This window comes from Pseudomonas nicosulfuronedens, from assembly GCF_005877905.1.
GTDB classification, from domain to species: domain Bacteria; phylum Pseudomonadota; class Gammaproteobacteria; order Pseudomonadales; family Pseudomonadaceae; genus Pseudomonas; species Pseudomonas nicosulfuronedens.
In genome coordinates this window covers 118811-131709 of the sequence record NZ_SWDV01000005.1, presented here as the reverse complement: position 1 = coordinate 131709, position 12899 = coordinate 118811, and the positions used below count along the sequence as shown (strand labels likewise).

The 12899-nt window shown below is 64.6% G+C and carries 12 protein-coding genes; 3 read left to right on the top strand and 9 right to left on the bottom strand.

Annotation, left to right across the window (positions count from 1 at the left end; all coding sequences use genetic code 11):
- Positions 1–72: 72 nt before the first annotated feature.
- Positions 73–1170: a polyamine ABC transporter substrate-binding protein gene (locus FAS41_RS07350; protein WP_138520948.1), complete on the bottom strand. Its 1098-nt coding sequence runs from the start codon at positions 1168–1170 to the stop codon at positions 73–75.
- A gap of 93 nt (positions 1171–1263) precedes the next feature.
- Positions 1264–2079 (bottom strand): carbon-nitrogen hydrolase family protein, encoded by an 816-nt coding sequence (locus tag FAS41_RS07345; RefSeq protein ID WP_138520947.1) that lies wholly within the window; start codon positions 2077–2079, stop codon positions 1264–1266.
- A gap of 127 nt (positions 2080–2206) precedes the next feature.
- Between FAS41_RS07345 and FAS41_RS07340 the strand changes: the two genes are divergently transcribed.
- A complete protein-coding gene (locus FAS41_RS07340; protein ID WP_138520946.1) occupies positions 2207–2998 on the top strand; it encodes a LuxR C-terminal-related transcriptional regulator in 792 nt (263 codons plus the stop codon).
- Between the two features lies 1 nt (position 2999).
- On the opposite strand, the gene ampC is transcribed toward FAS41_RS07340, so the two are convergent.
- Entirely contained in the window at positions 3000–4142 is a 1143-nt protein-coding gene (gene ampC, locus FAS41_RS07335; protein WP_138520945.1) for a class C beta-lactamase, read from the bottom strand.
- A 93-nt stretch (positions 4143–4235) separates the two neighbouring features.
- Entirely contained in the window at positions 4236–4676 is a 441-nt protein-coding gene (locus tag FAS41_RS07330; RefSeq protein ID WP_138520944.1) for a hypothetical protein, read from the bottom strand.
- Between the two features lie 207 nt (positions 4677–4883).
- On the opposite strand from FAS41_RS07330, the gene FAS41_RS07325 reads away from it, so the two are divergent.
- Complete coding sequence (locus FAS41_RS07325; protein ID WP_138520943.1) at positions 4884–5930, top strand: RNA methyltransferase; 1047 nt, start codon at positions 4884–4886, stop codon at positions 5928–5930.
- Between the two features lie 170 nt (positions 5931–6100).
- Positions 6101–6901 (top strand): helix-turn-helix domain-containing protein, encoded by an 801-nt coding sequence (locus FAS41_RS07320; RefSeq protein ID WP_246084828.1) that lies wholly within the window; start codon positions 6101–6103, stop codon positions 6899–6901.
- Between the two features lie 98 nt (positions 6902–6999).
- Here the strand turns inward: FAS41_RS07320 and FAS41_RS07315 are convergent, their stop codons facing one another.
- The 5 genes from FAS41_RS07315 to FAS41_RS07295 all read right to left on the bottom strand — a co-directional run bounded on the left by FAS41_RS07315 (position 7000) and on the right by FAS41_RS07295 (position 12899).
- Positions 7000–7479 carry an REP-associated tyrosine transposase gene (locus FAS41_RS07315; protein WP_138520941.1) on the bottom strand — a complete coding sequence of 160 codons (480 nt, stop codon included), beginning with the start codon at positions 7477–7479 and terminating at the stop codon, positions 7000–7002.
- Between the two features lie 317 nt (positions 7480–7796).
- Positions 7797–9092: an NAD(P)/FAD-dependent oxidoreductase gene (locus FAS41_RS07310; protein ID WP_138520940.1), complete on the bottom strand. Its 1296-nt coding sequence runs from the start codon at positions 9090–9092 to the stop codon at positions 7797–7799.
- A gap of 14 nt (positions 9093–9106) precedes the next feature.
- A complete protein-coding gene (locus FAS41_RS07305; protein ID WP_138520939.1) occupies positions 9107–10192 on the bottom strand; it encodes a polyamine ABC transporter substrate-binding protein in 1086 nt (361 codons plus the stop codon).
- 41 nt (positions 10193–10233) lie between these two features.
- Positions 10234–11592, bottom strand: coding sequence for a glutamine synthetase family protein (locus FAS41_RS07300; RefSeq protein ID WP_138520938.1), 1359 nt, complete (start codon positions 11590–11592; stop codon positions 10234–10236).
- Positions 11593–11804: 212 nt separating this feature from the next.
- Positions 11805–12899: a polyamine ABC transporter substrate-binding protein gene (locus tag FAS41_RS07295; protein ID WP_138520937.1), complete on the bottom strand. Its 1095-nt coding sequence runs from the start codon at positions 12897–12899 to the stop codon at positions 11805–11807.

The window sequence follows — 12899 nt, the reverse complement described above, 5'->3', positions numbered from 1 at the left end:
GCTACAGGTTCCGCCGCCAGGGATCATTACCGGCGTTTTGATAACGAATATTGCTGGCGCTGATGGAGCGGCTCAGGTCCCGGTCTTCACCTTGCTCCAGACACGGGTGCGAATGCGCTCGGCCTTCAGCGGCAGTGGTTCGACCGGGAACAGGGTGGCCATCACTTCCTTGGAGGGGTAGGCGCCCGGGTCATCGCGCAACTTCTTGTCCACCAGGGCGGTAGCGTCGCGGTTGGCATTGGGGTAGCCGACGTAGTCCGAACTCTTGGCCACCACCTCCGGGCGCAGCATGTAGTCGATGAAAGCCAGACCTTGCTCGGGGTGTGGCGCGTCCTTGAGCAGCACGAAATTCTCCACCCAGACCGGTGCGCCTTCGCGGGGGATGCTGTAGGCGATCCGGCGGCCGTTGCCGGCGCGCTCGGCGGTCAGGCGCGCGTCGAACACGCCGCCTTCCCAGCCGACCACCACGCAAGTGTTGCCGTTGGCCAGGTCGGTGATGAATTTCGATGAGTCGAAGTAGCGCACGTAGGGGCGGATCTTCAGCAGCAGTTCCTCGGCCTTGCGGTAGTCGTCGGGGTTCTGGCTGTTGCTGGGCAGGCCGAGGTAGTGCAGGGCGATGGGAATGATCTCCCCCGGCGCGTCGAGCATGGCCACGCCGCACTGGCTGAGCTTGGCGATGTTCTCTTCCTTGAAGATCAGGTCCCAGGTGTTCACTGGCGGGTTATCGCCGAACAGCTGGTGGAGCTTGTCGACGTCGTAGCCTATGCCGGTGGTGCCCCACATGTACGGCGCGCCGTAGCGATTGCCGGGATCGTTGCGTTGCAGGGTGGCGAGCACCTCCGGGTCCAGGTGTGGCCAATTCGGCAGTTTCGAGCGGTCCAGCTCCTGCAGCACGCCAGCCTTGATCAGGTTGGGCAGCACATCGCCGCTGATCACCACCACGTCGTAGCCGGTGCGGCCGGCCATCAGCTTGCTCTGCATCACCTCGGCGTTGTCGAACACATCCAGCACCGGGTTGATTCCGGTTTCCTGTTGAAAGGCCTTGGGCGTTTCGGGGGCGATGAAGTCGTACCAGTTGTACAGGTGAACGGTGGGGGTTTCGGCGGCCGAGGCGGCGCCGAACAGACTGGCAAGTGCCAGCAAGGGTGCAAGGAGGAAGGGGGCTTTCATGGGGCGCTCCTGGCCGGCGTTCGCAAGGAGCGCCGGCGGTTTTCGTTGTGATTGTTATCGGCAGGTTGCATCCGTAAAAGGGCCGCGGACGGCTCAGGGAATCAACAGCTCGCGCCGGCCATCGGCGTGCTCGATGCGCTGCCCGGGCAGCTGGAAGCGCTTTTCCCGGTGATAGTCGTAAAGTGCCCGGGCAGCGGCGATCTGGCTGAGGTCCAGTACCACGCTGTGCCGGCATTCGCCGCGGCCGGCCTCGAACAGGGTGTGGCCGAACGGGTCGACGGCGGCGCTGCCGCCCGCGAAGACCAGATCATCACTGCCGTCGCCGACGCGGTTCACCACCACGGCGAAGAACTGGTTCTCCTGGGCGCGGGCGGCGATGGAGGTGCGGTGCACGTGGCCGTAAGGCTCCATGTTGCCGTCGGTGACCAGCAACAGCTCGGTGCCCAGTTCCGCTACCGCGCGGGCGGTTTCCGGGAACTCGGTGTCGTAGCAGATCAGCAGGCCCATGCGTACGCCACGCCATTGGAAGCTCACATAGCGGTCGCCGGGCTCGACCAGGCCGGGTTCGCCAACCCACAGATGAGTCTTGCGGTAGCTCGCCTGGATGCCTTCGGGGGCGATGAACAGCGTGGTGTTGTAGAAGCGCCCGGCATCGTTCTCGATCAGTCCGACCACCACGGCGACTTCGCAGTCGCGGGCGGCTTGCTGGATCGCACGCACACTCGGGCCATCCAGTGGCTCGGCATTGCTGGCGATGTTGTCGGCCTCGAGGAAGCCGGTGATCTGTGCCTCGTGGAAGACCACCAGGTCGGTATCGGGCGCACAGGTGGCGATGGCCTTGAGGATGCGCTGCAGGTTATGCCCGGTGTCGCCGTCACGCGCCGCGAGCTGTACCAGTTCGAGTTTCATGTCTGGACCTTGTTGTTGTTCGTATGGGCCCCACGGGCCAGTGACAAGCTCCCGAAGGCAATGCAAGTATGCGTTTCGCCTAGGAATTTCCTATCACGCCGAATAGTTAACCTCAGGGGGTACGAGCATGAACCTGAGCCTTGCGGACATGGCCTGGCACCGCGCGATAGGGCAGTTGATCGAGGAACTGGACTGCCCCGGTTTCTGGCGTTCGCTGGTGCGCGTGCTGGGCGACTATGTGCCGGTGGACTCCTGGGTGGCGGTGATGTTCAGCGATGGCCGGCCCTATTCGTTTGCCGAGAGCCCCTACGAGGGCGAGTCACCCGACCCGCTGTTCCACGATTACATCCAGGGCCTGTACCTGCTCGATCCGTTCTACATCGCCAACCGCGAGAAGCCGGTGAGCGGCTTGTTCCGCCTCGCCGAGGTGGCGCCCGAACGCTTCACCCAGACGGAGTACTACCGCCTGTACTTCAACCAGAACGTGAAGGAGGACGAGGTGCACTACAACGTGCCGATCGATGAGACGCGCACCCTCTGCCTTTCACTCGGCAGCCTGAGTCGCTTCACCCCGGAGCACCTGGCGCTGCTGGAGCTGGCCCGTCCCTGGGTGGCCGGCCTGATGCGCCAGCGGCTGTTCTTCGAGGCCGCGGTGAGCGAGGCGCCGACGCGTCAGCCGCAGCGTTGGCAGGGCGACCTGGAGCAGGCCATGGAACGTCTCGGCACACCGCTGACTGCCCGCGAACTGGACGTGATCCGTCTGATACTCAGCGGCTGCTCCAACAAGGAAGTGGCGAACAAGCTGGATATCTCGGCCGAGACGGTGAAAGTTCATCGCCGGCACATCTACGCCAAGCTCAATATCAAGTCGCAGCCGGAGTTGTTCGCACTCTTCCTCAAGGCCCAGGCAAAGGCCTGAGTCAGTTCAGCTTCGAGAGAATGTCCCAGGCCAGCTTCACCCGCACTTCGTTGGGGTAGTTGCGGTTGGCGAGGATGACGATGCCGCGCTGCTTCGACGGGATGAAGGCGACGTAGGCGCCGAAACCACCGGTGGCGCCGGTCTTGTTCACCCAGACGTCCTGCTGCGGTGGCAACGGTTTGCGCAGTGCCGTCACCGGCTGGCTCTCCAGCACCATCGAAGGGCCGTTGTATTGCTGAAGTTCGGCGAGCTTGGGCGGGTAGGCGTACTGCTCCCAGGCCAGGTCCTGGGTCATCGGCCCGACCTGGTAGTAGCCGGTGCGCGTGGCGTCCACAGCCGAGCGCAGCTTGTCGCCAAGCTTCACCTCGCCCAGTTGGATCTGCACGAAGCGCAATAGGTCGCGGCTGCTGGACTTCACGCCGTAGGCCTCGTCGGCGATCTGGTCGGGGTTGACCCGCACGGGGGCATCGTCCTTGTCGTAGCCCCGGGCGTAGATGCCCTGGCGGGTCACCGGTACGTCGATGTGGGTGTTGCTAAGACCCAGCGGCGCGAAGATGTTGCGCTGCATCGCGGTCTTGAACGGCACGTCGAGGGCGTGCGCGGTGGCGATGCCGAGCAGGCCGATGCTGGGGTTGGCATAGGTGCGCTGGGTATTGGCGGGATACTGCGGCTGCCAGGTCCTGTAGTAGTCGGTGAGCTGCTGGGGTGTCTTCACGTCCTCGGGCAGTTGCAGCGGGAAGCCACCGGTGACGTGGGTGGCGAGCTGGAGCAGCGTCACCTTGTCCAGGGCGCTGCCGCGCAGTTCCTTCAGGTAGCGCGTGGGGCTGTCTGCGAGCTTGAGCTTGCCGGCGGCCTGGGCGAAGCCGGCCAGGGTGGCGGTGAAGGTCTTGCTCACCGAGCCGATCTCGAACAGCGTGTCGCTGCTCACCGGCTGCTTGCTCTCCTTCGAGGCCACGCCGAAGTTGTAGAAGCGTTGTTCGCCGTGGTCGGTCACGCCGATGGCGAGGCCGGCGATGTTCTGTTCGCGCATGACCTGCTGGGCGAGCTTGTTTACCTTGGCGTCGAAATCCGGCGGGGCTGCCTGGGCGAAGCTGGCGATGAGAAGAGGGAGGACGGCGAGGGCGAGTGGGGCGTTCCGGTGCATGACGACTTCCTGGCAATGCAATGGGCAGACCCTAGCATCGTCGCTGCGTTCGCTCCAGCCGAAGGCGGGGCATTGCGCCCCGCCCGGCGAGCATCAACGGATGTTGTTGATGTTGCCCTTGTTGCCGGTGACCTTGACGTCCACCTTCTTGAAGATGACGTAGTCCTGTACGGTCACTTCGTAACGCGGCGCGACGATCAGGTCGGAGCCGGAGCTTTTCACTGCCTTGAAGGCGGCGGCGGCCTTGGCGCTGGACACCGGGTCGAAGGCCGCCAGGCTCATGCCCGAGCCACTTTCGGCGCCATAGGTCACGCCGTCGGCGAACTGGCTGTCACCACCGAACTTGATGAAACCAAACAGGATGTTGACCTGCGACTGCCCGCTGATCGGGCCGCCAACGGCGACGTCGGCCTTCAGGTCGGTCTTCACGGCGCCGGCCACCGGGGCGATCGGCTGGCTGATGTTGTAGCTGCTGCAACCGCTGGCCAGGACGGCGACGGAAACCAGCGCGGCGGCGCTCAGGAACTTCTTCATGCTTACTCCTTGTATGCAAAGACCCCGCTCCCGGATGCAGGGCAGGGCGGCGGCACTGTAGGGCGGCGACGAACGGTGGCTGAATAAGACAAATCTCAAAGCGCAGTGCGTAGGTTTGACGCAGCGACGGCTCTGCGGCGGTGTTTTCAGCGCCCACGACCGACTGCGCTACGCCCCGGCGCGGGGCGGTGGTAGGATTCGCGCCCCATGCGAATCTCCGACCTCGAACAACGCCTCGCCGACCTTGGCGCGCTGCCCCTGCACCGCGGGCGGATGCTGCGTGCCTGGCTGCAAGGCAAGCCACTGGATGCCGGCACCAAGCGGCAGGCCACCGAGGACTTCCTGCCGCTGAGTGTGCGCAATGGCGTGGCACAGATCGCCGCCGAGCTGGATGCCCTGGCGTCCGTTCATTCCCGTCATCCCGGCGGTGACAACTCCGAGCGCCTGCTGGTGCGCCTGGCCGACGGGCAGATGGTGGAAAGCGTGCTGTTGCCGCGCGGTGGCGTGTGCGTGTCCACCCAGGTCGGTTGCGCCGTGGGCTGCCGCTTCTGCATGACCGGCAAGAGCGGCCTGTTGCGGCAACTGTCCACCACCGAGATCGTCGCCCAGCTGGTGCTGGCGCGGCGCGTGCGGCCGGTGAAGAAGGTGGTGTTCATGGGCATGGGCGAGCCGGCGCACAACCTCGACAACGTGCTCGAAGCCATCGACCGCCTCGGCACCGACGGCGGCATCGGCCACAAGAACCTGGTGTTCTCCACCGTGGGCGACCCGCGCGTGTTCGAGCGCCTACCGCAGCAGCGGATCAAGCCGGCCCTGGCGCTTTCGCTGCACACCAGCAATGCCGAGCTGCGCGAGCACCTGCTGCCCCGCGCGCCGAAGCTGACGCCGGAGGAACTGGTGGAGCAGGGCGAGGCCTACGCCCGCGCCACGGATTACCCGATCCAGTACCAGTGGACGCTGCTCAAGGACGTCAACGACAGCCAGGAAGAGCTCGACGGCATCCTGCGGCTGCTCAAGGGCAGGTTCGGCGTGCTCAACCTGATCCCCTTCAACGCGCTGGAAGGCGACCAGTACCAGCGCCCGGACAGCGAGCGCATCGGCGAAATCGTCCGCTACCTGCACAGCCGCGGCGTGCTGACCAAGGTGCGCAACAGCGCCGGGCAGGATGTCGACGGCGGCTGCGGCCAGCTGCGTGCGCGGGCGACCGGGCTGATCGCCCGCTCCGGCCGGCGGATTTCTCGTCTGAGCGAGTAATTACTGCTCGCCTTTACTGTTCGAGATCTTGCACGGGCGTCGTGCCGGTTGTTAGCCTTTCGCATCTGAAAAAACCAGCAGGGCTGGGTATGGCGATTCGGGTTGTCGAAGCACAAGAAATAGATCAGCAGCGCATAGCCATTCCTGGTTGGGAACAGCAGTACACGCAGATGTCTGCCGGACGATTCTCCGGGCGCATCCTGCATGCCGAGGTCGAGGGGATCGAGCTCTACGAGGAGCAGATGAACCTGCGCGTGGAGCAGGAATTCCACGCCCCGCCCGGCGCGTTGGTGTTCAGCTTCGACATGTCCGACAACGCCCTCTACCTGCTCGATGGGGAAACCCGCAACGCCTGGGTCACGCCGGAGAACTACCGCGAGGTGGCGGTGGTGATCAAGGAATCGGCGAACTGGGGCCAGCCGGCCGACGCCTTCGCCGACCTGGTGCTGACGCCGCTGCGCTCGGGCCACTGCCAGTCGGTGGCGACTTCCCTGAGCAACCTGCTCACCGGTGCATCGACCGGCGACGACCCGATGGATGCACCGGGTGTGGCGCAGAGCATCGTTTCCCATTGTTTCTCGCTGCTCTGCGAAGCGCCCCTGGATGGCGAGCGCCGCGCGCGTTCCATCGTCCAGGCCAAGCGTGTGGTACAGCGGGTCAAGGAAGTGGTGAACGACTGCCCCGACGAGCAGTTCGGCATGGCCGACCTTGCGGCCAAGGCGGGCGTTTCACCGCGCACTCTGCAGCAGTCGTTCCTGCATTACGCCGGCATGCCACCGATCGTCTGGCTTCGCAACCGCCGCCTGAATGCGGCGCGGCGCGACCTGCTGGCCGCCGCCGAGTCCGGCATGACTGTGGCCGAGGTAGCGATGAAGTGGTCGTTCTGGCACCTGGGGCGGTTTTCCCAGTCGTATTTCGCGCTGTTCGGCGAGTATCCGAAGACCACGGCGAAGCAGGGTGGCCGGGCCTGATGCCGGCGCACGTTGCGCTCACTATTGATTCTGCGCGGTGAGATTTCACGTTCGATGGGCAGGGCTGGTCTGTAGGAGCGGACCTTGTCCGCGAAATCCTAAATCCACACGGCGCCCCAGTACGAATACTCCCGAATCGATTTCGTCAGACCCGCCCGTAGTGGATTGGCCACTATGTAACGAGCTACTGCGAGAAGGTCGTCCTCGTGGCGCAATGCATGATCATGAAAGGCGGGCGCCCAGATTGTGCCTTGGCTGCGGGTGACGCGCCGAACCTCGCGTGCGCTGACGGCTTTCATTCGCCCAACGGATTTGCTCAGTTCTTCATTCGTGCCCAGCTGGAGCAGCAAGTGGACGTGGTCCGGCATCAGTACCCAGGCCAACAGCTTGTTCTGACCCAGGACGGCGTGCTGATGGAAGGCCGCCGAGGCAGCGCACGCGGCAGAAAAGTCGCTGAACAGGGGCGTTCGGTGGTACGTAGTCGCGGTAATCAGATACACCCCGCCGGGCATTGATATGCGGCCTTTGCGCAAGGCCTTATGGCCTGAATGAGGGAAGGGGAGCGCCAGGTAAGACATGACAGGCATCCATCGAAGGGGATGCAGGCATTTCGCGGACAAGCGTGCTTCAGCGAAAGCGGATGCCTCGAATCGGAGGGTAGGGCGGATCGGTTGCTGCTGAGGGATTTGCCGCTCTGGCGAAAAGAACATCGCGGATAAGATCCGCTCCTACGAAGGTGGCGCCGGCCTGTAGGAGCGGACGTAGCCCGCGATTGGCCACCGGGGCAACGCCGATGCTGAGGCTAGTTCGCGAGCAAGCTCGCTCCAAAAAGCTTGACGCCGGAGCGCTTTTCGTAGGAGCGAGCTTGCTCGCGAACCCGAGGGCGCCAGATCCATCAGCCAATCAGTTCGCGCACCCGATACCACGCCATTCCCAGCGCCAGCAGTGGCGAGCGCAGCAGCTTGCCGCCGGGGAAGGTCAGGTGAGGCACGGCGCTGAACAGGTCCAGCCCCTTGCTCTCGCCCTGATGGATGGCCTCGGCGAGCAGCTTGGCCGACCAGTGCGTGACGTTCAGCCCGTGGCCGGAATAGCCCTGGGCGAAGTACACATTGGGATGGGACTTGAGCCGTCCGACCTGCGGGAAGCGATTGGCGGTGATGCCGATCATGCCGCCCCACTGGTAGTCGAGCTTCACCTGTTCCAGCTGCGGGAACACCTTGAGTACCTTCGGCCGCATGTAGGCGCCGATGTCTGCCGGGTCGCGCCCGGAGTAGTGGCAGGCGCCGCCGAACAGCAGGCGACGATCGGCCGTCAGGCGGTAGTAGTCCAACCCCACCTTCTGGTCACACAGCGCCATGTTCTGCGGGATCAGTTGCGCTGCCAGCTCCTCGGACAGGGGCTCGGTCGCCACCACGTAGCTGCCGGCGGGCAGCACCTTGCCGGTGAGCTTGGGTTCCAGCTCCTCCAGGTGGGCGTTGCAGCCCAGTACCAGGGTCTTCGCCAGCACCCGACCCTGCGCACAGTGCACGACAGCGGTGCTGCCGTGCTCGATGCGCAGTACCGGGCTCTGTTCGAAGAGCTGCGCGCCGAAGGCCTTGGCCGCACGGGCCTCGCCCTTCACCAGGTCGAGCGGGTGCAGGTGACCCGAGCCCATGTCGATGTGCCCGCCGGCGTAGCAGTCGCTGGCGACCACTTCGCGCATGCACTCCGGCGGCACCAGGCGGGTCTCGTGCGGGTAGTCCGACGCGCTCAGCGACTCCTGCTCGCGGACCATGGCGGCGTATTGCGCCGGGGTATTGGCCAGCTCGCAGAAGCCCCAGCGGAGGTCGCACTCGATGCCCAGTTCCTGGATGCGCTCGGCGACCAGGGCCACCGAGTCGACACCCGCCTGTTCAAGGTACTGCACGCCTTCCTCGCCGACGTACTTGGCGAAACCGCTGACGTCGTGACCGATGCCACGGATCAGTTGCCCGCCGTTGCGCCCGCTGGCACCCCAACCGATGCGCCGGGCTTCCAGCAGCACCACGGAGTGGCCATGGCGGGCCAGCTCCAGGGCTGCGTTCACGCCAGTGAAGCCGCCGCCGATCACGCAGACGTCCGCCCGCACATCCCCGGTGAGGGAAGGGTACTGCTGACGGTCGCGGGCGGTCGCGGCGTAATAGGACGCGGCGTGCTCCTCGGTGTGCTTCATGGAAGTTTCTCGACTCATTGGTTGAACTTGATCTTGCTCCAGCTGCGGGTCATCAGGCGCATGATCTTGGGCGGCGGCGCCTTGGCGATGTACAGCTTGTCGAGCACGGCCTGGCTCGGGTAGACCTCGGGGTTGTTCTGCATCTCTTCAGGCAGCAAGGTCTTGGCGTCAGCGTTGGCGCTGGGGTAGCCGACGTACTCGCTGATGCCGGCGATCACCTTCGGATCGAGGACGTAGTTGATGAACGCCAGGGCCTGTTCCGGATGGCCTGCATCCGAGGGGATCGCCATCAGGTCGAACCACAGGTTCGCGCCTTCCTTGGGAATGCTGTAGGCGATCTCGATGCCGTTCTTGGCTTCCTTGGCGCGCGCGGCCGCCTGGAATACGTCGCCGGAGTAGCCGAAGGCCACGCAGATGTTGCCGTTGGCCAGGTCCGAGATGTACTTCGAGGAGTGGAAGTAGGTGACGTACGGGCGCACCGCCACCAGCTTGGCCTCGGCCTTGGGATAGTCCGCCGGGTTGGTGCTGTTGGGGTCGAGGCCCAGGTAGTTGAGTACCGAGGGGATCATCTCGTCGGGCGAGTCCATGAAGGCCACGCCGCACGCGCTGAGCTTCTTGATGTTCTCCGGCTCGAACAGCACCGACCACGAATCGATCTTGTCGACGCCCAGCACCTGCTTGACCTTGGCGACGTTGTAGCCGATGCCGTTGGTGCCCCACAGGTAGGGCACCGAGTGCTTGTTGCCCGGGTCGTTCTGTTCCAGCAGCTTGAGCAGCGTCGGGTCCAGGTGCTTCCAGTTCGGCAGTTTGCTGCGGTCGAGCTCAAGGAACACGCCGGCCTGCACCTGGCGGGTCAGGAAGTGGTTGGACGGCACCACCACGTCGTAGCCGGAGCGGCCCGCCAGCAGCTTGCCTTCCAGGGTCTCGTTGGAATCAAAGACGTCGTAGACCGGCTTGATCCCGGTGGTCTTCTGGAAGCCGGCGAGGGTGTCCGGAGCGATGTAGTCGGTCCAGTTGTAGATGCTGACGGTCGGTTCAGCGTGCACGGCCGTGGCCATCATGGCCAGGGCGAAGGGCGCAAGGGTGCGCAGCAGTCTCATGGGGACTCCCGAATTGTTGTTGTGAAGTCGGTGACGCGGAATCAGACGCTCAGCAGGAGGAACTCACGCTCCCAGGAGCTGATTACCCGCTTGAAGTTCTCGTGTTCGGTACGCTTCACGGCGACGTAGCCCTGCACGAACTTCTCGCCGAGGAATTCCTTGAGCACGGCGCAGTCTTCCATCTGCTGCAGCGCATCCTCGATGGTGATCGGCAGGCGCAGGTTGCGGCGCTCGTAGGCGCGACCCTGTACCGGAGCGCTGGGGTTGACCTGTTCGATCATGCCCAGGTAGCCGCAGAGCAGGCTGGCGGCCAGCGCCAGGTACGGGTTGGCGTCGGCGCCCGGCAGGCGGTTTTCCACGCGCATGGCGATGGGCGGTGCGGACGGTACGCGCAGGCCGACGGTGCGGTTCTCTTCGCCCCATTCGACGTTCACCGGCGCGGAGGTGTCCGGCAGGAAGCGGCGGAAGGAGTTCACGTTGGGCGCGAACATCGGCAGCACTTTCGGGATGTACTTCTGCAGGCCGCCGATGTAGTGCAGGAACAGCTGGCTCATGGAGCCGTCTTCGGCGGCGAAGATGTTCTTGCCGGTGGCGATGTCCAGCACGCTCTGGTGAATGTGCATGGCGCTGCCGGGCTCGTCGGTGATCGGCTTGGCCATGAAGGTGGCGCTGACGTCGTGCTTGAGCGCGGCTTCGCGCATGGTGCGCTTGAACACGATGATCTGGTCGGCCAGGCTCAGCGCGTCGCCGTGACGGAAGTTGATTTCCATCTGCGCCGGGCCGTCTTCGTGGATCAGCGTGTCCAGGTCCAGGCCCTGCAGTTCGCACCAGTCGTAGACGTCCTCGAACAGCGGATCGAACTCGTTGGCGGCGTCGATGGAGAAGCTCTGGCGGCCGCTTTCCGGGCGGCCGGAACGGCCCACGGGGGCTTCCAGCGGGAAGTCCGGGTCGCTGCTGCGCTTGGTCAGGTAGAACTCCATCTCCGGCGCCACCACCGGGCTCCAGCCCTTGTCGGCGTAGAGCTTGAGTACGCGCTTCAGGACGTTGCGCGGGGACAGCTCGATGGGATTGCCGACCTTGTCGAAGGTATCGTGGATGACCATCGCGGTCGGTTCCAGCGCCCAGGGCACCAGGAAGATGGCATCCGGGTCGGGACGGCAGACCATGTCGATGTCCGCTTCGTCGAGCAGGTCGTAATAGACGTCGTCATCGACGAAATCGCCGGTGACGGTCTGCAGCAACACACTTTCGGGGAGACGCATGCCTCCCTCGCCGAGGAACTTGTTGGTGGGGGAAATCTTGCCGCGGGCGATGCCGGTGAGATCGCTCACCACGCATTCGACTTCGGTGATTTTCTGTTGCTTCAGCCGTTGCTCCAGTTGCTCGGCGGGGGTGGTCATACAAGCCTCGGTTTTTTTGGTTTTGTAGTGAATGCACATGCAGCGGGGATGCTGCCAGGCGAGGCTAGTGTCGGCTGGAGGCACGGGTGCGTTCTATCCACTTTCCGCAAGGCTGGGGATTCGCCGTGGAAAAGGCATTCCCGGAAACGCAAACAGCCCCGGACGCCAATGGCGGCCGGGGCTGTTGATGTTAACGCCAGCAGACGGCGGAATCAGACGCCCGACTTGATCCGGCTCCAGTCGCGGGTGATCAGGCGCAGGATCGAAGGGGTCGGCGGCAGGCTGACGTACATGCCCTTCACCAGTTGTGCGTCCGGGTACACGGCCGGGTTGCCGCGGACCTGCTCGTCCATCAGCGCCTTGGCTGGCACGTTGGCGTTGGCGTAGTGCAGGTAGTCGCTGGTTTTCGCGATCACGTCCGGGCGCATCAGGTAGTTGATGAAGGCATGGGCGCCCTCGGGGTTGCGCGCGTCCTTCGGGATGGCCAGGTTGTCGAACCAGATGTTGGTGCCTTCCTTCGGCACGCTGTACTCCACCTGTACCGAGCCTCCGGCTTCCTGGGCGCTTTTCTGCGCCTGCAACACGTCGCCGGAGAAGCCGATGGCGATGCAGACGTTGCCGTTGGCGAGGTCGGCGATGTACTTGGTCGAGCTGAAGTAGGTGACCGAGGGCTTCAGGCTTTCCAGCAGCTTGGTGCCGGCTTCGTAGTCCGCCGGGTTGTTGCTGTTCGGGTCCTTGCCCAGGTAGTGCAGGGCCAGCGGCAGGATCTTCGCCGGCGAGTCGAGGAAGGCCACGCCGCAACCCTTGAGCTTGGCGAGATTCTCCGGCTTGAACACCAGGTCCCAGGAGTCCAGCGGGGCGTCGGCGCCCAGCGCCGCCTTGATTTTCGCCGGGTTGTAGCCGATGCCGACGGTACCCCACAGGTAGGGCACGGCGAAGCGGTTGCCGGGGTCGGACTGGGCCACGCGGGCCAGGAGGTCGGGGTCGAGGTTCTTGCGGTTGGGCAGCAGTGCGTCGTCCAGCGGGCGGTAGACGCCGGCCTTGAGCTGACGGGCGAGGAAGTCCGCCGAGGGCACCACCACATCGAAGCCGGAATGCCCGGTGAGCAGCTTGGCCTCCAGCACTTCGTCGGACTCGAAGGCATCGAGCACCACCTTGATCCCGGTTTCCTTCTGGAAGTCCGCCAGCACGGTGGGCCCGATATAGTCGGCCCAGTTGGCGAAATGCACCTCTTGCGGCGCCGCCAGCACCGGCAACGCGACGCCGGCCAGCAGACCGGCCAGACAACCCAAAGCACGCTTGTTCAT

What these genes read in the sequence shown, in the direction of transcription:
- FAS41_RS07350 (WP_138520948.1), bottom strand. Translation starts at nt 1,170, where the DNA reads ATGAAAGCCCCCTTCCTCCTTGCACCCTTGCTGGCACTTGCCAGTCTG.
- FAS41_RS07345 (WP_138520947.1), bottom strand. Translation starts at nt 2,079, where the DNA reads ATGAAACTCGAACTGGTACAGCTCGCGGCGCGTGACGGCGACACCGGG.
- FAS41_RS07340 (WP_138520946.1), top strand. Translation starts at nt 2,207, where the DNA reads ATGAACCTGAGCCTTGCGGACATGGCCTGGCACCGCGCGATAGGGCAG.
- ampC (WP_138520945.1), bottom strand. Translation starts at nt 4,142, where the DNA reads ATGCACCGGAACGCCCCACTCGCCCTCGCCGTCCTCCCTCTTCTCATC.
- FAS41_RS07330 (WP_138520944.1), bottom strand. Translation starts at nt 4,676, where the DNA reads ATGAAGAAGTTCCTGAGCGCCGCCGCGCTGGTTTCCGTCGCCGTCCTG.
- FAS41_RS07325 (WP_138520943.1), top strand. Translation starts at nt 4,884, where the DNA reads ATGCGAATCTCCGACCTCGAACAACGCCTCGCCGACCTTGGCGCGCTG.
- FAS41_RS07320 (WP_246084828.1), top strand. Translation starts at nt 6,101, where the DNA reads ATGTCTGCCGGACGATTCTCCGGGCGCATCCTGCATGCCGAGGTCGAG.
- FAS41_RS07315 (WP_138520941.1), bottom strand. Translation starts at nt 7,479, where the DNA reads ATGTCTTACCTGGCGCTCCCCTTCCCTCATTCAGGCCATAAGGCCTTG.
- FAS41_RS07310 (WP_138520940.1), bottom strand. Translation starts at nt 9,092, where the DNA reads ATGAAGCACACCGAGGAGCACGCCGCGTCCTATTACGCCGCGACCGCC.
- FAS41_RS07305 (WP_138520939.1), bottom strand. Translation starts at nt 10,192, where the DNA reads ATGAGACTGCTGCGCACCCTTGCGCCCTTCGCCCTGGCCATGATGGCC.
- FAS41_RS07300 (WP_138520938.1), bottom strand. Translation starts at nt 11,592, where the DNA reads ATGACCACCCCCGCCGAGCAACTGGAGCAACGGCTGAAGCAACAGAAA.
- FAS41_RS07295 (WP_138520937.1), bottom strand. Translation starts at nt 12,899, where the DNA reads ATGAACAAGCGTGCTTTGGGTTGTCTGGCCGGTCTGCTGGCCGGCGTC.